Genomic DNA, 19,492 nt, shown 5'->3' on the forward strand with positions numbered 1-19,492 from the left:
TATTAGGTACAAAATAGCATAGCAGAGGAGAGTGAGAGAGGGCAGTGCCTCCCTCTATTCCCCCCTTTGATTATATCAGGTTCCTGGATTTTAGACGAATCTGCATTGCTTGCTTGGAAACCTCAAAAATATTTGCCATTTCAGCAATGAGCTGTTCATCTGTCCGGCCTATTCTAAGCCGGTAAAAACATTTTTTGATCTGCGGTAAAGGCATCAGCAGAGCAGAGGCCAGAGTATCCGCCTGACGCTCAATTATGCCATGACTTTCGTCGGAAGAAACATTTCCGTTATAAGCAGCAACATCTCCAGTACCAGAGTACAACTTCTTATGTAGTACCCAATGAGCCAGCTCATGGGCACAGGTAAAACGGAGCCGCCCTAATTTTGACGGATCACAAAGCCGTTCATCAATTAAGATTGTACCGGCTCTTACTGCAATCATTCGATACTGTCTCTGTATCTGGTCATATAAAACAACGGCACCGTCATCGAAAATTGTTTCCCCTAATATCTTGGGGTTTTTTCTTAGTGTATGAAACTCCAGGATTAGATCAAACTTTGTCTCGATAATGGTTTCGATTGGCACAGGACACGGTTGACCGGATAGCAGAGAGGGATCATATTCCATCAGGATTTTTCGCCCTACCGCTTCGATTGCTTCTGTACGGATTTGTGGAATTGACAAAGCTCTCCCCCCTATCGTTTACGCTCCTTTAGCATTTTCATAAATGTCTGCCATTCTTCATCGGTAGCGTCTACTTCTTTTGCCACACGCAAGGCCGCCCGAACAATATCTTTTTCCATGATATAGTCTGGCAAATCAGCAGATACTGTATTGCGTGATTTTGCGGCCAGATCCAAAAGCAACTCATGTTCTGATTTATCCAAATTCAGAAAGACAGAGATGCGTTCCACAAAATCTCCAGTGGGAGCAGGACGGCGGCTTTGTTCAATGTCACACAGATAGCCATAAGCAATATTCAAATGCTTGGCTGTATCGCGTAAATTGAATTTATGTGCCTTGCGTTTCTCAGCTATAAATGATCCAAAAGTTATATTGCCCACAGCATTCACCTCTCATTTGTTCGACGAACTGCGAACATCTTGCTTATATTGTATATCGAACATCCGTTCACTTCAAGGACAAAAATTCCATTTGAAAAGAGGTGTTAAAAATCAATAACACCTCTTTTGCACTATATAAATTCCTGAGCGATTTGCTGCATTTCCGTAATGCACTCTTTGGGAGAGAGAATTTTTATTTTCCCTTTGAATTTGAATATCCAGCCATAAAAAGTTCCACTGGGGTTCACTTCAATTTTGGCTGTGAAGTGTGTATCATCATACCTATCAACAGCAGCATCTTCTCCATAATGATCTATGATTACTCTCATCAATTCGTTTTCACATAGAAGGGTTACTTCCTTCGATGACTCCGATGTAAACATATCAACCATTTTATTTGTATAGGAGGCTACATCAAATCCCTCTATCGGCATAAAGTAAGTTTCCAGATTTTCTACACTTGTTAGCCGATCTACATGGAAGTGAGCAATCTTCTGATGCTTCAGAGAAAATCCAATCAAATAGTAATGGTCATTTTTCCATTCAAGCGCATAGGGATTTACGACATAATAATATCCATCGTGCTTTAAGATTTTCTTTTTTTCCTGAGTATATTCATAGTATTGGAACCGAATTTGCTGATGGTTTCCAATCGCTGTTTGGATATTATCAATGATATAGTAAACCTTTTCATTATGCGGTTTGACACGGCTGGATAAAGCAGCAAATTTTTGAAGCTGTTCTGCCTGATGTGTGCTGGTCAGACAGCATAATTTCTGTACCAGTTCCTCGGATTTCTTGGCAGAAATGATCTTCGAGGATGCTACTGCGTCTGTCAGCATTTTTAGTTCTGGATACTCAAACAAGCGGCTTCCCATAAAATATTGGTTTTGGGTACTCTTGACCACCACAATATCAATCCCTGCATCGATCAGCGCATTGGTATCCGCGTAAACAGTCTGCCGCACTGCCTGAATTCCTTTTCCATTCAGATGGGCAATGATGTCAGATACTGTGGCGGGATGGTTTTCATCGGTCCGCTCATAGAGAAACCGGAGTAATTCCAGTATCCGCATATTTGTTGAATTCTGCATACTTCACCTCCTCGATTCTTAAAATGGCCTATTTTGTATGGTGTCCAGCCCCAAAGACCAGAAGCAGGGCGACAGCACAGAGAAGTAGGCCAATCCAATTTCGATCCATAATCAGCTTGATTACCGCCACAAGCAGCAGTCCGCCCACCAGGAGCACAACGCCGTTCATTCAGCGTCCTCCCGAGGCATAGCTCCCCATGTGGATATCCAGCACTCCTCTGGGCGGCTGGATCAGGGAATCCTCATACTGGCACTTCCACTGGACTTCACGGCTCATTCTGCCCTCCAGAATACCGTCTATGGGGTCCCCATCCGCAATGGGGTTGTCGTGCTCCAGGATATAGGACGCCGCGTTGTAGGCGTGGTTCACCACCCAGTTGGGGTCCATGCCGTGGAAGTGGTACTGGAGGTCGGGCAGGAACAGGGTTCCCATGCCCACCGTGTCGATGAGCATATCCTCGGTGCCCTCAATGTTGAAGAAGCGGACATTGACGCCAAAGCGGATGAACCGGTCCGGGCCTTCAATCTGGTGAGAACGCACATCCTCCGCCAGAAACAGTTTGCCGCAGTTCTGGAAATAGAATGCCTCACAGGTGGGGTACAGCTCCGCCAGGGCCTCCAAAAAGTCGGCATCCAGGTTGGCCCGCTCCAGTGCCGGAAGCGCCGCAGCCAGCATATCGGTGGCTACCACCTGATATTTGCACTCCCGGAAGATTCTCTCCCGGTCCTCCTGACAGTCCCACATCTGGCTCATGAGAAAGGCATCAAAGCCTTTGCCCTTGAACTTGTCGCATTTCATCACCATCAGCTGCACCGGGCATTTTCCGTCCTTGAACTCTGCAATATGGTCCTGCGCGGCAAAGCCGGCCATTTTCTTATCATAACAGAAGCACTCTGCTGACCCGATGTGCTTCTCCATTACGGCAGTCATTTTTTCTTTATCCGGCATTTCTACCGGCTCTTTGAACAGCATCTGAATGAGATAGGGGCCACCGGGCTGGGGGCCTTTTTTGTCGTTCAGGTTTTGCTGGAAAGCTCTATTGCTCATTTGGTTTCCCCCTTAATAATCCAGCAGGATGGGCACCTGCTGTTCCTCGGCAAACCGCATGGCCCGCCAGAACATGGAGAAGGCAAACTTGGCCAGGGACTGAGTGTCATACTGGGTGTGTTCTGGGATGTCTGCCTTGCTGTACTGTCCATCTGCGTCTACGGTTCCGTCTACCGGGTATCCCTCCGTGTCTGCCCAGCCAAGGATGGTGTCCTCATCGGTCTGCCACGCCAGCTGGTTCAGCTTTTCCAGCTCCTTCCGTAGTCCGCCCAAAGTGGCAATCATCGTCTGATCATCGGTGGGCAGAGGGCCTTGGAACAGAAAGCTGTCGGAAAGAGGGAGCCACCAGGTAGCCCCACGAAACAGGGACCACACCCGCTCCTCGTCCGATGCAAGGCGGGCAATCAGGGGATGCTCCCCGAAGTCCCAGTCCTTCTCCACGGTGGGAGGCACCGGTTCCTCGTATGTATGACAGGCGGCTACCAGCAGCATAGCGCCGAAGGCATCCCAATCCGGCTTATCGGTGTAATAGGGCCGCTCGTTGTCCTCCGGCCATGGAGTGTAGGGCGGCTGGTTCGGCTGGGAAATGGCGGTTAAGATCTGATCTCGCCAGTCCTCCACTGCCGCCTGAACCTCGGCCGGGGACAGCTCCTCCTCGTTGTCAGCAGGTTCTCCATCCGGCGTAATCCGGTTGAAGGTATATCCGTTTTCCTCTGCCCACTCCTGAACAACAGTTTTCCAGTTGTGAGAATAGTACCGGGTCAGCGTCCCGGCATAAATGTCAAGTCCCATAAGTTTTTCTCCTTTTCTGTCTATATCATTTCATACAGCAGGGCTGTATTGCCCTGCACCAGCTCCAGGTGGGAGCGCAGCGTTTCCAGTCCGCTTTGCACCGCCTCGGTGGGCAGGTCCCAGTCCGGGGCAATTTCAGCGGCCAGTTCCGGGAGGTCCTGCTCCCGCAGAGCTGCCAGCAGTTTAGACGCCAGCTCTCCCTCCAGCAGAGCGCAGTCCAGGGTGTCCTCCGTCCGGGGCGCAGGAAAACGGACATCCAGATCCAGCTCGTACTCACACCAGTCCCAGATGAACATATAGACCGCGCCGGAGCAGTCGCCGTTGGACAGCTCCTGCCGTCGGCCGTTTTTGAGCAGATAAAAGGATGCGATCTGTGACATGGTGATTCCTCCTCACCGAAATTATGTTTCCTCTAACGAATCGATTATTTCCTGTAATTCAAAAAGAGCATCTTCTGCCTGGCGTCCTGTTTCCTCGCTCCAATACCGATTTCCACCAGCCAGCTGGTCAATCAGATTGAACATAGCAACTGCATCGGGAATAGGGATCGCTCCTGCTGCCTTCCATGCTGGTTGATTTTCAAGAAGATAGGCTTTTATTTTTCCAAACAACTGCACCTGAAATGTGTTATTACAACGCAGTTCTACCAAAAAACCGTCTTCACCTTGGACAATATCCGAAAAATTCATGCTGCACAATTCTCCTAACCCTCGTTATTCTCTGTCCATCAGCCCTTCTGCCTGCATCCGGGTCACATAGAAGGCCCGCACCCAGTCCAGCTCCTGCTCCATGGATTCCTCCAAAGCCAGCAGGCGGCGCTTTCCCAGCCTTCGATCCAGGAGAGCAAAGATGCGGACAAGAGGATTCTTGCTGACAAGGCTTTTCTCGATGCTCTGGCTGTCAAAGATACCAAACGCCTCATAGAACACCTTTTGGTCAAAGGTGCCCTGCTCCAGTGCATGAGCATGAGAAAGGTTGATTGCCTCCTTTGTGGAGTCACAGTCTTTCATGGTTGTTGACCTGAGCTGCGTGAATTTCGTCCACACATTCTCAAAATAGGTGTAGTAGTTGCTCCGCAGCACTTCCACGCCGTCCACACGAATGGCTGCCCGGCCCTCATGGTCAGCACTTTTGCTGTAACTGGTGGCAAAATACTGGATGTGACCCCGGAGTGCCGGGCACAGGTAGTCACTTTCCAGTTTGTTTCGGATTCCGCTCCAGGTTGACATAGGTACTTGCCTCCTTTCTGAACTTGCTTCGGAATTTCATATCGGCGGGCGAAAGATTTCCAATCCCATAGCCCTCAATTTCTTTATTTTAGCAATCCATCTGTTTTTCATCACGAATTGGCGGAATAGTAAAGAAACTATCATCTATCTTTATTTGGGCATAAAGCATTCCGTTTGTATAACAATATCTCTTGAATGATGGGTATCCATCCAAACTCTTTAATATCTCATCTGGTAAACATCTAAAATCATAATCTCTTAATGCTCCTGCACCAAGCAGTCTTTCTGTTCTGTAAGCGTTAATTTCCTTTGCATATTTTTGACAAAATTCATCTGGACTTTCTTCATAGAGCGCTATATCTTCCTCATCTATAGCATAATACCGGTCATATCCCACAACCCACGAAATATGAACGCAAAGTAAATACCGCTGTATTTCTGGGCAAAACCCTACCGAAAAAAATTTCTCTCTGTTGATTTTTTCATTTTCTATGCTTATTTCCTTTATGGACAGATCCATCATCATTTCACCTTTACTATCTGATTCCTTTTATCTGTGGCGGGGTTGAGAAAGTTTTTTTCAATCATGGTTTTGATTGTTCCTCCTTTCGGATCAGGATGCTTTTTCCCTCGGCGTTGATGCCATACAGGTCATCCAAATGGATATGAAATCCATCCTCACGAATGGTTTCCGCCATACCAAGAGCGGCTTTCGCCAATAGAAGCAGCCCCGCCCGGTTTCCTGTTAACTCCAATTCATTTCCGTCGGCATGAGTGGTAAAGGAGAGGTGAGCTTCTGGTTCCACTGGGAGGATGGGCAGTTGTTCATCATTCAGTTGAATGGTCAGCGTTTTAGTTTTCATTGCTTGTATCCTACCTTTTGAAAACTCCTCAATCAAAATCCATCCAGACCAGGTGCTTTCCGCAGTGGAGGCACTGGAACAGATAGCATTGCAGATGCCCGCCATTGACGGATTCCCGGATCATTTCCTTCTGATCCTCGTCCCACATTGGATCGTCCAGCACATCCCCCAGCACACCCAGCGCCCGCAGTTCTCTGGCACCCACATAGCCCAAAAAGGCACAGTAGTCGCCGCAGTGAGCGCGCCAATATTCCTGCTGCCAGCCGGAATAGCCGGGGGTGCGGTGGATCAGCTCGTCCAGCTTCTCCGGATCGTTTACACCATCGTCCACAGAGAAATCATCTTGAAAACTACCGCCATATTTCCGGGCCGCCTCGCCGCTGGCGATACATGCCGGGCACAGGTGTTCAATATCCTCCACGGAAAAGAACGGATTTGTATAGAAGATGTGGGTCGCTTTGCCGCAGCAGTTGCAGACAACGCCGTCTGCGGATTCCTCAAAAGCCCCAGTTTCCAGAGGGTTTGGGTGATACCGGAAGGCGGGCAGGCCCAGCTGGGCCTGCCGTTCCTTCTCTTTCTGCTTTTTCTCCGGCGTTTTGGGCTTGGGGAGAGCATAATGATTGCCCCAGTTTTCCGCATAGTCCTTCAGCGTGCCCAGCCGCTTGAGGGTCTTTTTATCGGAACGATTTCCGATTTGGCAGAGCAGTTCGTAGGCGTCCTTCTTAAAGTCCAGCAGGTCATATACATCCACCAGCACTTCCTTGGCCTGCTGATCCTCACTCTGCTCAAGTTCTTCCTTGAAGGTATATAGAGCGCGGACACTGTCCGGACCTTCATTGGTCGCAACAAACTGTTTTTTTAGTTCGATATAGGTTTTCTGATATTCTGTCATTGGTCGCACCTCCCATCAATCCCACCAGAAATACCAGACGGTGGACTGCCACAGGACATCTGCCAAGGAGCCAATGCTTCCATCCTCATTCTGATCCAGATCTGGGCAGAAACCATATTGCTCCACAGCCACCTCCATAGCTCTTTCCTTGGAGATCGGAGTTGGAAGTTCAAACTCCAATTCATCGTGGCTCATGGCGGCAGGGATGGCACCATGTTGCTCGAACCAGTATTTCGCCACTGCCATCAGGTCCGGTGTGTCGGGACACTCATTCCAATTTCCAAAGGGCAGGTAGGCGAAGATCTCCCAGGGGTTCTTTACCGGAATTTTAGCCAGAATGAGCGGATATGTCATTCCGGTATCATCGTTCCAATAGTTTGCGAAGCGGTCGTTGGGTTCTCCGCCCTCCATCTCGCCCAGGACTTCCTCATCCCAGTCCAGATCATCGTCCTCGGCTTCTTCCTTGCGCTGGCCGGTCAATTCCTCCAAAATCGCCTTTCCGTCCTTGACGGGAGCGGAGAGCATCTTCTTCCGGTACTCCGTTACGGTTTTGAGGTCAAATTCATAGAAGTCCGCATCATGCTCCGAATCGGCGTTCATTACCAGACACTCCAACAGCGTTTCATCATCCGCCTGGATAAGCACAGGAACAAAGCCCTCCCGTACCCCCAGCCGCTGGGCGTAGCTGTATGCCGACATGATGGGGTCATCATCTGCCATGGATGGGAAATAGGTACACTCGCAGTCCAGATACTCCATGATGGCATGAGCCACTTCGGAAGGCTCCAGCGTGTCCTCGTCGAAGTCCTGTTCCTGCCAGTTGGCGAAGCGTTCCTCAATCACTTGAGCCATGGCCTGATAGTATTTCTCATCAAATGGGATGAATAAGTATGCCTCCTGTTGAAATTCATTGGAGTGGTACCGGGACGGACCAAAATATTTCAGGGCATAGTCATCAATGTCGGCAGGATAATAGGGCGCATCATTTTCTCCATAGTAATAATGGGCAAAGGCACGGCCTTTCTGATTGAACAGAGCCGAGAATAGACAGCCGAACAGCTCCTCCCGGATGAATGTTCGTAGGTCTGTGTTGCCTGGATCGGCTTTGACCTGATTTACCACTTCGCCATGCTCCGCCAGGAATTTCCCGCCCATCAGGTCATGCTCCATGCACCAGCGCAAATAAATCGCCATGTGGTTGTAGGCGTTGATGGGGTCAATGGGAAGCTCCTTCTCCTCAATGCTCTCAATATGATAGGAAACATCATCCATTCCTATGCTGTCATCGTCATCCTTCGGATCTCCCTTTATAGGCTCGTAACCGATCTTCAGGGTCATCTGTTCCTCTGGCAGAGAGACACCGGGGCTGCGGGTGATGGTGTGCTTATCGTCCGCAGAAAAACCGATGGTCTCGCCGTCTTGCAGCGTCACATCACACGCCAGCACATAGGAGGCAAGACTTGCCAAAAAGTCCCGTAGTTCCTCCGGCTCAGCGTCGGTGTTCAACACCTCCATTTCCTCCTTGCCAAACACATCCATGCCGTAGGTGTAGCTGTTTAGGCCCCCCTCGCTCCGGTACAGGCCGAACCAAACCCAGTTGAAGATGGGCAGTTCGTCCTTTTTGAGCATATCGGCAAGGCCCTCATAGAAACGAGGCTCAAATACCACGCCGCTGGTGTAGACACCGGTGGCGTATTTCTGCTTGCAGCACACTGCCATCGCCTTGGTGAACAGCTTACCTCGTTCCAGCAGTTTTTCCTCCTCGCCCAACACAGCCACCATGATATGGGCCTTGTGCGCTTTGGCCACTTCTACGGCCTCTGGCCACATATAGTTGTTTTCGGCGTTGATCTCTGCTTCATTGTCCGGGATGTGACCGTGGAATAGTGTCACAATCAGCATCATACCTCCGACCCGCATTACCACAGCGTCATCGCTGTTCTCAACATCTTCATCGCCCTCAGCCGGCTCATCGTCCACGATGCCCCATTCTTCCCGCAGATCTCGGATCAACTGCTCCTTGTCCCACTCTGCTTTGGAGAGGAGCACAGATCCGGCAAAGGAACCCTTATGGTCGGTTTCCTCCTCGTCGGCGTCATCCTCAAGATTCTCTGCATCTTCATCCGGATCATAGAGGGATTCATGCTCCAGTCCGCGGATAAATTCCTCAAAGCTATCTGCCAGATGGGTAATTTTATAGTCATTTTCCTGATCCACATGGACTACCGCAGGCTCTCCCTGGGGACCGCAAGCTCGGTAGTCCAGGAAAATCATATCGTGTCCGGCGCTTGGACAGTCACAGATGGCCACACCGATGGCAGGATACTCCCACTCATCGATCATAAACTGGCTGCCCAGCTCTCCGCAGAGGGAGCAGCTCTTTTCTCGTCCGATGCCGAAAATGCCGGTGATGGCCACATGGTCATCTGCCCAGCAGGTAGGTTCATCGCAGGGATAGCAGGTGTTCACCGGAATGCCGCCGTTGTGCTGCTTCATCAGCCAGATGTAGGCGGCGGGCAGCTTGTAGCCCAGTTCCTCCTCCACGCTGGCAATCAGCTCATCGGAAGGCGGCTCGCTGACATATTCTTTCAGTGCATACCAATTATCATCCCAGAAGTTGGTGAGGTCGAAGCCCTCAAATGGGGTATCACCGGGCACGAATTTGGCCTTCTTCTTCCGGCTGCGCTGGCGTTTCCGGATCTCCGCCTTACACTCCCGAATTACCGCCGGAGCATTTTCATCCTCCGGGTCCAACTCTGCCCACCGCTGGGCGTAGGGAATGGCCTTTTCCTCCTGGCCGTAGAGATACTGATAGCCATAGGCCATCCGCATATTCCACTCCGCCTTGTCCTGGCCTTCCTCCCGGACGGACTCAAGCACCTCAATGGCCCTCAGAAGGGCTTTGTCTCCCTTGGATTTCAAAGTACCTTCGTCATGGTCCCCGATGATGGCGTAGTTCTCCAGTGCACGGGCCAGGGCGTAGGCGGTGCGGTAGTTCCTCCAGTTCTCCGGGATGGCATTCAGTGCCTGGATACAGCGGGTGTACTCGTCTTCGTCGTTCCACTGCTCCAGCTGAGCGAAGAATGCTTCGGCGTTCTGTTGGGTGTAAGGAATATAGTCCATGCCCGTCAGCGTTTCGTCCAACTCGTCATCCTGATTCTCAGTTTCTGTCCCATCATCTTGTTGCTTTAGGGGTACAGAACCGGCTTCACGGCGGAAGGTGTGGAAGATGGCCCATGGGATGTCCGTGCCTTCAAAGAACTCTTTCGCCATGTTCAGCGCCTCTTGGATGTCCCAGGCGATGAAGTCCACATAGCCACAGTAGAGGCCGGTAGCCCCGCCGGTGAGAGTGAGCACTTCCTCCAGTTTGTCCCGGAAGTCGAAAATTTTCTGACTGCCTTCCTCCTCCCGCAGGGTATCCAGGGGATAGCAGAAGAAGCCCGCCACCGCGCCGTCGGCATGGAGATCGTCCATAAAATCATTGTCGGCATTCAGATAGCCGTTGATGAGCGGCACACAGCAGGTGGAACCGGCCATTACATCCAGCCGCCAATCGGCGTCCGGGTCCTGTTTGGGTTCCATTTTGTAACCAAGGTAGCTCTCCAGATAGGCTTCCGGGTCGATGGAGAGCTCCAGGCCCTGCTCCCGCAGTTTGTCGGGCAGCTGGGACAGGAGGAAGGACGGCTCTGCCTTGGGTTCCTCCAGCACATCAAAGCTGTCTATGTATCTCATGTGGGAGATCTCGCCCAGCACTTGGTCGGTGAGGGTAGTGAGCATCCACCAGGCCCGGCCTTCTTCCTCCCGGAGCATAGGCAGCAGCTTTTCGCAGTAGGCGGAGATGGCGAAGCTGTTTTCACCCTGCTCCTCCAGCCAGATCTGCACATCCTCCCCGGAGATGTCCCAGCCATCCTCAGTACGCAGGCCGATGTTCTGGAGGGGCTGACGGCCCACAAGGATATTCCAGTGCTCCAGCACCTCCTTGGGGGCGTGCTTCTGGAAGTAGACCAGCTCAAACAGCTTGACCTTGTCGCCCTCCGGGGTGAGGATCAACTCATGCTTTTCGCCGTTGAAGCCCATCTCGAAAGAGATCTCATCAAAGACCAGGTTCAAAGCTTCTTGCATTTGGGCCACGATCTCCGCGCCGCGGGTGTGATCCTTGTCGTCATCCATCATCTGGCGCAATTCTGCTTCCATCTCGGCAAAGGTTTCCCACCAGTTCTCTGTCCGCTCCCGGAAGCACTCCGAGAACTGAGGCAGAGAAATGCCCTTCTTGCACCCGTCGATCAGCTGCATGGTGTCCTCGTCGTCGGGGCGGGCCTCCAATGCCTTTTCAAAGTAACGAAGAGCCCGGCCCTCCTGATCCAGATAGTAATAGGAATAGCCCATGCGAAAGTCCCAGTAGTAGTCTCCCTCAAAGTATTCCTCATGAGGTTTCAAGAGGGCGATGGCCTTTTTGAGCATAGCTCTGCCTTCCGGCGTTCTGTGATCTGCCTCGTTGTTGTACGCCCTTGCAAGCTGGCTGTCCATTTCCGGAGTGCGCTCCTCAATGCCCTCCAGTGCTTCAATGATCTTGTGATGCTCGTTGTTCTCATGCCACTTCTGGCACTGCTTCAAAATATCCATATCCGGGTCCTCCTCGTCCTCGTCCGGTTTCCAGTTTTTGATCTGCTGGAACACGCCGTTCTCATCCCGCTCAAAGGCGCAGGGGGCGGGGGTGTTCAGCAGAGGAATGATGTCGGGATCGTCGTTGCAGATCGTATTCAGTTTGTAGATCCCGGCGTTGTTGGGATCGTCCATGTACGCCTCACTCTCGTCACCAGCGGTGAAGCGCCAGCCACTGTCCCAGCCGCCGTCCGGCTTCTCCCGGTAACAGTAGCCGACCTTGTAGCCCTCCACCGTGATACGGTTGGTGGCGATACAGCCATCGGCACCCTCCCAGTCAGGGAGCAGATGTTTTACATCTTCCGCCTTTACATGGTAGTTCCGATTACGGCCGGAGGCTTCGTACAGCTCTTTCCGCAGCATCTCCACCTGATAAGCCATATCTGTGATCTCATCCTCGCCCATCATCTCGCTGATGTCGTATTCCAGCGGGTTCTGGGCAAAATCCGCCAGGGACTTGTTCATTGCGTCATGCTCCTCTGGCGTAGCAGTGATGCGGATACGGCGGATGGGGGTGTTGTACTCGTCCAGATCCTGAAGGTTTACACTGCCACTGACGCTGCACTCCAGCAGGATGGCGGCCAGGTCGGTGACCACATCAATGGCGAAGTGGAAGTCCATTTCCACGCCATCGGAATGTGTAAACTCCAGGTACTCCACGGTTTGGCGAAAGTCCCAGTTCTGCTTGTCCAGACCGATCTTGGCGAAAATCTCGCTGAGGGGGATCTCCTCCTTTTTCTGATCCTCTAAAAATGCCACAAGGTTCAGACTGTCATCGGAACCGCCAATAAAGTTGCCCCAATATTTTTTGATATACATCTGTCACGCCTCCTGTTCTGAATCCAGTCGATCAATGAGCTGATTCAAGTGTTCCAACCACGCAGGAGCGATCTCACCGCTGTCCTCGTTCTTCCAAAGATCCACAATCTCACGGATGCCGTCCTCGTCCGGCACCTCATTTTTGATGTCGGTGAGCTGCCGCAGCAGGAAAGCAAGGGCTTCTTTGGATGCTGTGAAACCGGTGACTTTATCCCATATAGCTTCTTCATGATCGTAGTCCAGTTTGCTGTTATCCTTCCATTGGAAATACAGCTCCACCAGAGCCATCGCAGTATTGTCAAAGAGGAAGTCGATTTGTGAGAAGTCAGATCCCAGCATGACTTCCTCTTTCATCAGTTCGATCATCTCGCCCAGATCCATTACCGGATGCTCCGGTACATATTCATTTTTGAGGATGTCCAGTACATCCAGCCCTTCGTCACGCTCTAATGCTTTTATGCCCCATGCTCCCATGTCGGCACCTCTCTTTCTTTATTTTGTATCAAGCTTCTATTGTCAATCATAGTTCTCCAGCCGAATGATAGGCCGATAAAAGTCATAATCTCCGTTTAGTTCATTGTCCTCCTGCACTTCCGGCTTACAGTGGGGCGAACAGGGTAGGAAACCGAGAAATGGGCCCAGCCCACCGCAGATATTGCATCCGCCGTCACCGCCGCAGGTGGTAAGTCTATCAGCCTGCACCACTTCCCGCATATAGGGATCATAGGCGATGGACAGGCCGAAGAAGTTGGGTTCCTCCATGTCATAGGGCCGGTTCTCATCCTCATCCATGTCCTCAAACCAGTGCAGACGCATGGAGTAGTCTAACCCATCTCCCCATGGAAACAGGGTCCGACACCTGCCGCCACACAGGTAGGCCCACTCGTCCGCCGTGGGCAGGGAGAAGCCCTGTTTTTGCAGCATGGCAAGAAGCGCATCGTAGTCTGTGCGGTTATAGATACAGATCTGAAAGCCCTTTTCCGTCCGCTCAATGCGGGCCGACTGATGCAAGGTAAGACTGCTGCTGTCACTCCAGGCAAAATCACGGAATTCCTTCAGCCAGTCAGGGTGGGCAGTCAGCCTGGGATCGTCCATTTTGACTGGCTCCCAGTTAATTTCCTCCAGTTCCCGGCCCACCAGCATGGGGCCAATGGCCGCCTGCCGAACGGGAGCCATGCTTTCCCGAATCATCTCCTCCGGGTTCTGCGGTTCCATTTCCCATTCCCGGAACAGATACTCCAATTCCTCCCGGCTCTCCTGATTCAGTCCCTCGGCAAACTGCTCCCAGCCCAGGGTGACGGTATCGCCGGGGACAAAGACGAACTCCCGACCATCTTTCTTGAAGATGCCGGTGGTGCAGCTCTGGCCCCAGCGGTCAAAAGTATGTAGACCGAGAAAGGTCATATCATAACGAGCAGCCAGGCTTTCCATCAGCGCCTGCTTCTCGGTGGTTTCCATTTGATTGAATTGGGGACGGGACAGTTTTTCGTTCATGGCAAGTCCTCCTACAGCCGATCCAGATTCTCTTGTAAATCGCCCTGCATCAAGTGTTGGGCAATGGCCCGGTTCAATTCCTTATGGGGGTGATAAGCGGCCTGCTCTACATCGTGCAGGCACTCCTCCATCAGTGCCTCTGGAGAAATGCCTTCCTGTTTTCCATAAAGGTGACAGAAGGCATAGCACACTGATTTGAGAAAGCCGAAAATATAGTCGTGATTTCCGCGCATACTGGGTAGGTCATTGAAAGAGCCCATACCTCCGTATGCCCGAAGGTGGTGGGAAACCTCCCGCTGCTGGGTCCAGTCCTCAATATCCCGCTCCAGCCAGTCGATCCAGTTTTGGAATTCTGGATGGTCTGTCTGTAAAATCGATCGCAGACAGATCAGAGCCTCCGTATAAATATCGGTCTGTTTCATAGGCCATCGCCCCCCAAAATACCTCCATAGAGAACACCATCTTTTCCGAGGAACAGCATCCGGCTGCGAAGCAGGCTGCACCGCTCCACAGCGACCTTGTTTCCGTCACAGGTGGGAATAGCCTCCTGTTTTTGCCCAAGGCGATCACCATGAGCGGTAAGGAAGTAGAATTTGTCCCGTTGCTGGTATCCGCCTTGAAACAGGAAGGCATTGCCGGCGACAGAAAAGGCTCCGCTTCCTTCGATTGGCAGTTCAAACACAAGATCCTCTTTGAAGTTCGTCCGCACCAGCCGGAATTCATCGTAATAATAAAACCACAGGTTTTCTTCTTCGTCCAGGCTGATGGCATAGCAGTCATAGATGGAATACTTCTCATTCTTCCAGAGAGGAGTTCCCTCCGATGTCCATGCAATCAGGCCGCAAGCGCCCAGAGGTTCATCCCAACCGTAATTACCAAATACACCTTCGTCAAAGTAGCTGGTAATGATGGTACCATCTTTTTTTACCACACAGTCTTGAATGCCATCCCCCAGGCAGAAACGGGACAGCACAGCTCCGTCCCGGCTGACAATCCAGGCGTTCTTGTCGGGGCCGTCTTCCCGATAGGCACACCTTGCCCCCAGCAGAAGAAAGTGTTCGCCTACAGGCCGCAAATAATGAAACTGGAACTTCAAGAGACCAAGAGGAAACAGCGTTGTTTCCAGCACCCGCTGTTCCGCCCAATCCAGCTGGATTTCCACTGCGGTATAGGTGGAAGGAGTGCTGAGCCAGTCCTTACCCTGTGTTTCGGACGGCTGTTCCATGAGAAGATAGACTTTTCCATCCCTTGCAGTGAAAAAGTCTGTCAGCCTTGCGCCCTCCAGATGGTTTTCCTGGCGCAGCTCATTCAGGTCGAGAATGGAGAACAGCGGCAGTTTTTTGGTTTTTAAGATTTTGTTCATAGGGACTCCTCCTGGTTACTTTAACGCTCCATCATAGGTGTGGTTTTCCCAGATGACCTCAAATTCCGCTTTCTCTATGACGCAGGCGTGGAATTCCTCGCCCCAGACATGGGCGTTCAGTTCCTCCACCGTAGGGATCGGCGTAATCTCGATGGCGCCGTCGTAAAGGTCAGGGATGTTACGGGTGCGGCAATCTGCAAAGATGTCGATGGAGCGGAGGGCCAGCCGCTCATTTTCGGTATCCACTTCATAGAGGATGACCGATGGTTCACCCTCCGGCGCGCCCTCCCAAAAGAGCTTGATGTACTCGATCTTGCCAAGATAAGTCCGCATCACTTTTTCATCGGCACAGGCTGCTTGGATCATTTTGGCCAGCATCATCAAATCGTCGATGTATTGGGAATAGACGCAGAACACATCCTCGTCTGAGTCAAAGTGAAACAGATCCTCACCACTATTGTTTTCCTCAAACTCCCGGATCACGCCCCGGACAAGCCGTTCCCAGTCTCCGCTGCTGCCGGTCAGTCCCAGCCGACGGAATTCTTCCGTCCGGAATCCATCGTTGATTTTCAGCAGAAGGGAGATGGCATAGGGGTGGTGGGGAATGAGGAAGAATGGCGCGATCTGCTCCGGCTTCACCCAGATTTTGAAAGGCGGACGCGGATCGGGTATCCAGGGCAGCATCTCCCACTGGTCGTCCGGTCTGTTTCCGTATTGGCAAAGGTCTTTCATCGTGTTCTCCTCATTCAATGTCGTTTCGTTCTTCTTTCATATCCAGCGGAGCGCCGTCCAGGGATGTTATCTGTGCCGCCTCTGTTTCAGTCAGATTTTTCAGGAAAATGCAGTATTCGTCCGGGTGGCCTCCCACAAATTCCATTTTGGGCATCCCGATTTGCTCCGGGTCGGTGATCCACAGGCAAGGCTCTCCCATCGCCCAAAACCGCGTCAGGGTAAGACGCTGACCACGATAAAGGACATTCTGATCCATCCTCATCCCTCCTGTAGCTTCTTCAGCAGCTTCACGATCCGCTCCCGGTTCTTTGCGGTTTTCATGAATGTGGGGAGATGATCGGCCTGGGTCTTTTTCTGGCTTCCCGATGGCTTTTCTCGCAAATCGGCGCTGAGATAGTCGATCAGATAGGCAAGGTGCTCCCGGTTGAGGGCCCAGACTGGCTTACCCTGGAATGAGGTCAAAAGCCACAGTTCCAGGCCGAAGTAAGGTTCTCGTCCATCCCTGATTTCGCCAATATATAAAAACGCCTCCGCTGTTTTATGAACTTCTCCCGACATGGTTGTTCCACAATAGGGGCAGGCCACATGGAGAACGGAATAGTGCTGCTTTGCTTCATCTTCAATATCCACCCGATAGTACCTGCCGCAGTTTTTGCACTGGTTATGGACATCATAGCGGTAGATTGTTCGGTCGCGGGTCTCCTGATGGCCGCAGCTCAGGCACCGGAAATAGGCGTTATCATCGTCCGCTGTCACCACACCCGCCCCATGGCACTTGGGGCATTTTACCTGGATGCCGGTGGTGAAGGCGCTGTAGGCACTGTGGGTGAAATAGGGTTCATCAACGATTCGGCTCATGCGCCCACACACTCCTTTCAGGTAATTACTTTCACAGCCAAAATCGAAATGGTTTCAAATCCTTTGCTTTGATTGTCAGATCCGCAACGATCTTTTGCAGGAATTTTACCTGTTCCAGATACTCCGCAGGCGCGTGGATCTGCTCCAGATAGCCTATATAGCGGATAATCTGATCCAGTGCTCGTTTCCTGTATTTTGCGATTTCCCCCAAATGGGAATAACTGCGGCCTGCCACATAGCTTGGAACATCTATGTTCCGAATGGTTTCTATATCAAGCGACCCGTGCTCCTCTTTCTCAGATTGAATGGTGGACAGCATATCTTCCGCAGAAAAACGGATGCCGCGCTCGCAGAGAAACCGCAGTTCATCAAACAGGTGGTTCGCCACAAAGTGTTCAGCCAAGGGCTTAAAAATTATATCATCCTGATACCAGCCGCCGTGGGCGCAGGAGATCAGTTCACGGTATCGCTTTTCTGTGATCCACTGGCGCAGTATCTCTTTGCTCCCACGCATCCATGCGTCCAGCCGGGCCTTTGTTTCTTCGGGGCTATCGTTGGCTGTTCCATAACATGGAAGGCTATTGGCTTTCAGCCACTTGGTTACTTCTTTGCTGAATTTTGTGTAGCTCAATCTATTTCCCCTCTACAGTTTCGCAATCTCATCCAACCAGAAAGTATCAATTTCAGAGGTGCAGTCAAGTGTCTTTAACAGATGTTTGTATTCACTCAGATTGGGATTTTTCTTATCTGCAATGATGCGGAACATGAGAGCAATTGTGTATTCAGTTGGCTTTCTTTTCAGCGATGCGACCAATTCTTCCTCATAGCCTTCATGGTAAAACTTCTCCATAAAGCTACCCAACGGCCCAGGACCGCCAAAATCAATATTGGGAGAAGATTCAATCAGTTCCAAGATCGGTCTTACAGCATCAAAAGGTGTTTCGCACTGTTCCAGTTCATCAGTTAAATCAAAGATCGGATCTATAAACTGATATTTGTCGCCTGTGGTGGCAGCCTTGTCGATTGCCTTTTTTATCTTTTCCAACAGTTCTGTGATTCTTGTATCCATTGTTTTTTCAACCTCCTCAAAAATCTCGAAGCTCCTCAAACTTCTCCATCAGGGCATCCTTCTGGAGCGTGCCATCCGGCAGGGCATCCAGGATACCCCGCAGGGCCATATAGATTTCATCCCGCTCCTCGGTTTCGATAAAGCCCATCTTGTTGAAGGTCTGGGTGTAGGCTGTCACCGCATCCAGCGCCTGGGCCTGGGCGTCCTCGCCCAGTTCAGCGGTCAGCTTCATCAACTGGGAACGGGTCTTGCGGTATTGATTGGCTGCTTTTTTCGCAGCGGAAGCGGGGATATGCTCCGCACCGTCCCAGCCTCGGAAGGGGTTGTCCAGGTTTTGCGCCAGCCACTCCGGTTTCCGGGGCTTGGTGATCCGCAGATCCATTCCCGGCTTGCTTTTCCAGAGCTGCTTTGCCGCTTTTGCCGCATCTTCCGGCAGGCTGGTCATCCAGAACCAGCGAAGCTCCGGCATCTGCTCCGGGGTGGGGATGTCGTCCGCCCCGAAGCCGAACAGATCAAAGGTGGAGAGGTTCGTCAGTTCCCGGAACGCTCCCACAGCGGAGAAGTTTTGCAGGTTTCCCGGCGCGCCCCAGAGCCGCAGCTCCTTCAGATGGGGATGGACAGCAGCCAGCCCGGTCAGATCAAAGTCCTTCAGCTCGATGCCATGCAGCCCCCGTAAGTTCGGCAGTTCCGTGTGCGGGCAGTATTCCCCGATAAATTGGAGGGTCAAGCCGCTGCCATCTTCGGGGGCATGGATGGTACAGGCGTCCAGCCCCTTGTTCTGGAACAGGAGCTGCTCCGTTCCCTCACACAGCCATAGCTCCTCCAGCCCGGTCATGTCCAGCATCAGCTTTCTGATGCTGGTGCCCCGCAGATCAAGTGTCCTCTGACCGTGGTTCAGCAGGGTCAGCTCACTGATAAAGGGATTCCCCCTCAGAAATTCCAGCAGATCCGGGTGCCACCGCTGGCAGATGAGTTCGGAGAGGCAGGGCAGAGCCTTTAGTTCCAGTGCCGAATCGAATGGTGCGTACTGGTCATTCACCCGATGGCTGCTGACCTTCACCGGGATACCGCCGATCTCCGTTTCCTCGTCGCTCTCCATATCCTCCTTGAAGGCCCGCCGCCGCTTTTCCGGGATGGCCTGCCACCTCATCTGCAAATATACCTCATAGCCGTCGTCCCAGCCGCCGTAGGAGCGGCAGGGCTGGTCGGTGAAGGGCGGAAGTGTGCCCACCAGTTTATATTGGGGCGGGACCTCCAACGGCACCCGCAGCAGGTGGAGGTCGCGGGACCAGTACATGAAGTCCTTGTAGAGCGGGCGGAGATGGGGCAGTTCCTCCACTGTCAGAGGGGAGTCGCCCACCCAATCCAGAGAGAGGATCACCGCCCAAGACTCTTTGCTCACCGTGTCCGGCGGCGCAATATAGGCCACCTGGCAGGCGGTGTAGCGTTTCAGATATTGGTTATAGACTGTATAGACCTCTCCGGCGTTGGCTTTCATGGCGCCACGCTCCT

At 51.9% G+C, this 19,492-nt stretch carries 23 protein-coding genes and 1 pseudogene; all 24 read right to left on the reverse strand.

Annotation, left to right across the window (positions count from 1 at the left end):
- Positions 1–70: 70 nt before the first annotated feature.
- Complete coding sequence (locus tag ACK2JC_RS13730) at positions 71–685, reverse strand: ImmA/IrrE family metallo-endopeptidase (RefSeq protein ID WP_020989792.1); 615 nt, start codon at positions 683–685, stop codon at positions 71–73.
- An 11-nt stretch (positions 686–696) separates the two neighbouring features.
- Entirely contained in the window at positions 697–1,065 is a 369-nt protein-coding gene (locus ACK2JC_RS13735; RefSeq protein WP_368271099.1) for a helix-turn-helix domain-containing protein, read from the reverse strand.
- Positions 1,066–1,196: 131 nt separating this feature from the next.
- The gene (locus tag ACK2JC_RS13740) at positions 1,197–2,159 is read right to left on the reverse strand and encodes a helix-turn-helix transcriptional regulator (protein WP_368271100.1); all 963 of its coding nucleotides are present in this window, start codon (positions 2,157–2,159) and stop codon (positions 1,197–1,199) included.
- A 28-nt stretch (positions 2,160–2,187) separates the two neighbouring features.
- Positions 2,188–2,328 (reverse strand): hypothetical protein, encoded by a 141-nt coding sequence (locus ACK2JC_RS13745; protein WP_165860625.1) that lies wholly within the window; start codon positions 2,326–2,328, stop codon positions 2,188–2,190.
- Positions 2,329–3,207 carry a DUF4261 domain-containing protein gene (locus ACK2JC_RS13750; protein WP_368271101.1) on the reverse strand — a complete coding sequence of 293 codons (879 nt, stop codon included), beginning with the start codon at positions 3,205–3,207 and terminating at the stop codon, positions 2,329–2,331.
- A 12-nt stretch (positions 3,208–3,219) separates the two neighbouring features.
- Positions 3,220–3,999, reverse strand: a complete 780-nt coding sequence (locus ACK2JC_RS13755; RefSeq protein ID WP_368271102.1) for a hypothetical protein — start codon at positions 3,997–3,999, stop codon at positions 3,220–3,222.
- A gap of 20 nt (positions 4,000–4,019) precedes the next feature.
- Positions 4,020–4,379, reverse strand: a complete 360-nt coding sequence (locus ACK2JC_RS13760; RefSeq protein ID WP_368271103.1) for a hypothetical protein — start codon at positions 4,377–4,379, stop codon at positions 4,020–4,022.
- A 21-nt stretch (positions 4,380–4,400) separates the two neighbouring features.
- The gene (locus ACK2JC_RS13765; RefSeq protein WP_003524826.1) at positions 4,401–4,688 is read right to left on the reverse strand and encodes a hypothetical protein; all 288 of its coding nucleotides are present in this window, start codon (positions 4,686–4,688) and stop codon (positions 4,401–4,403) included.
- A 24-nt stretch (positions 4,689–4,712) separates the two neighbouring features.
- Entirely contained in the window at positions 4,713–5,228 is a 516-nt protein-coding gene (locus tag ACK2JC_RS13770) for a hypothetical protein (protein WP_368271104.1), read from the reverse strand.
- Between the two features lie 88 nt (positions 5,229–5,316).
- On the reverse strand, positions 5,317–5,754 hold the full coding sequence (locus ACK2JC_RS13775; protein ID WP_242965715.1) for a hypothetical protein: 438 nt from the start codon (positions 5,752–5,754) through the stop codon (positions 5,317–5,319).
- 58 nt (positions 5,755–5,812) lie between these two features.
- Complete coding sequence (locus ACK2JC_RS13780) at positions 5,813–6,091, reverse strand: hypothetical protein (protein WP_040342499.1); 279 nt, start codon at positions 6,089–6,091, stop codon at positions 5,813–5,815.
- A 28-nt stretch (positions 6,092–6,119) separates the two neighbouring features.
- Positions 6,120–6,983, reverse strand: coding sequence for a CbrC family protein (locus ACK2JC_RS13785; protein WP_368271105.1), 864 nt, complete (start codon positions 6,981–6,983; stop codon positions 6,120–6,122).
- A 15-nt stretch (positions 6,984–6,998) separates the two neighbouring features.
- Positions 6,999–12,464 carry a DUF2185 domain-containing protein gene (locus tag ACK2JC_RS13790; RefSeq protein WP_411338503.1) on the reverse strand — a complete coding sequence of 1,822 codons (5,466 nt, stop codon included), beginning with the start codon at positions 12,462–12,464 and terminating at the stop codon, positions 6,999–7,001.
- A 3-nt stretch (positions 12,465–12,467) separates the two neighbouring features.
- A complete protein-coding gene (locus ACK2JC_RS13795) occupies positions 12,468–12,938 on the reverse strand; it encodes a DUF4259 domain-containing protein (RefSeq protein ID WP_368271107.1) in 471 nt (156 codons plus the stop codon).
- A 42-nt stretch (positions 12,939–12,980) separates the two neighbouring features.
- Positions 12,981–13,958: a hypothetical protein gene (locus ACK2JC_RS13800; RefSeq protein ID WP_368271108.1), complete on the reverse strand. Its 978-nt coding sequence runs from the start codon at positions 13,956–13,958 to the stop codon at positions 12,981–12,983.
- 11 nt (positions 13,959–13,969) lie between these two features.
- The gene (locus tag ACK2JC_RS13805) at positions 13,970–14,380 is read right to left on the reverse strand and encodes a DUF6966 domain-containing protein (RefSeq protein ID WP_368271109.1); all 411 of its coding nucleotides are present in this window, start codon (positions 14,378–14,380) and stop codon (positions 13,970–13,972) included.
- Positions 14,377–15,321 carry a hypothetical protein gene (locus ACK2JC_RS13810; protein WP_368271110.1) on the reverse strand — a complete coding sequence of 315 codons (945 nt, stop codon included), beginning with the start codon at positions 15,319–15,321 and terminating at the stop codon, positions 14,377–14,379. Before ACK2JC_RS13810 ends, ACK2JC_RS13805 begins: the two co-directional genes overlap by 4 nt.
- 15 nt (positions 15,322–15,336) lie before the next feature.
- Positions 15,337–15,654, reverse strand: a complete 318-nt coding sequence (locus tag ACK2JC_RS13815; protein WP_368271138.1) for a DUF6881 domain-containing protein — start codon at positions 15,652–15,654, stop codon at positions 15,337–15,339.
- Positions 15,646–16,053: pseudogene (locus ACK2JC_RS13820) on the reverse strand (immunity 51 family protein); the annotation flags it as partial. The pseudogene ACK2JC_RS13820 and the gene ACK2JC_RS13815, both read right to left, overlap by 9 nt.
- A 10-nt stretch (positions 16,054–16,063) precedes the next feature.
- Positions 16,064–16,315: a hypothetical protein gene (locus ACK2JC_RS13825; RefSeq protein ID WP_411338504.1), complete on the reverse strand. Its 252-nt coding sequence runs from the start codon at positions 16,313–16,315 to the stop codon at positions 16,064–16,066.
- Positions 16,312–16,911: a hypothetical protein gene (locus ACK2JC_RS13830; RefSeq protein WP_368271112.1), complete on the reverse strand. Its 600-nt coding sequence runs from the start codon at positions 16,909–16,911 to the stop codon at positions 16,312–16,314. Before ACK2JC_RS13830 ends, ACK2JC_RS13825 begins: the two co-directional genes overlap by 4 nt.
- Positions 16,912–16,942: 31 nt before the next feature.
- Positions 16,943–17,542: a hypothetical protein gene (locus ACK2JC_RS13835; protein ID WP_368271113.1), complete on the reverse strand. Its 600-nt coding sequence runs from the start codon at positions 17,540–17,542 to the stop codon at positions 16,943–16,945.
- A gap of 12 nt (positions 17,543–17,554) precedes the next feature.
- The gene (locus ACK2JC_RS13840; protein WP_368271114.1) at positions 17,555–17,980 is read right to left on the reverse strand and encodes a hypothetical protein; all 426 of its coding nucleotides are present in this window, start codon (positions 17,978–17,980) and stop codon (positions 17,555–17,557) included.
- 16 nt (positions 17,981–17,996) lie between these two features.
- Positions 17,997–19,478 (reverse strand): hypothetical protein, encoded by a 1,482-nt coding sequence (locus ACK2JC_RS13845; protein WP_368271115.1) that lies wholly within the window; start codon positions 19,476–19,478, stop codon positions 17,997–17,999.
- Positions 19,479–19,492: the final 14 nt, after the last annotated feature.

The organism is Enterocloster lavalensis (assembly GCF_046603895.1).
In the GTDB taxonomy this organism is placed as follows: domain Bacteria; phylum Bacillota; class Clostridia; order Lachnospirales; family Lachnospiraceae; genus Enterocloster; species Enterocloster lavalensis.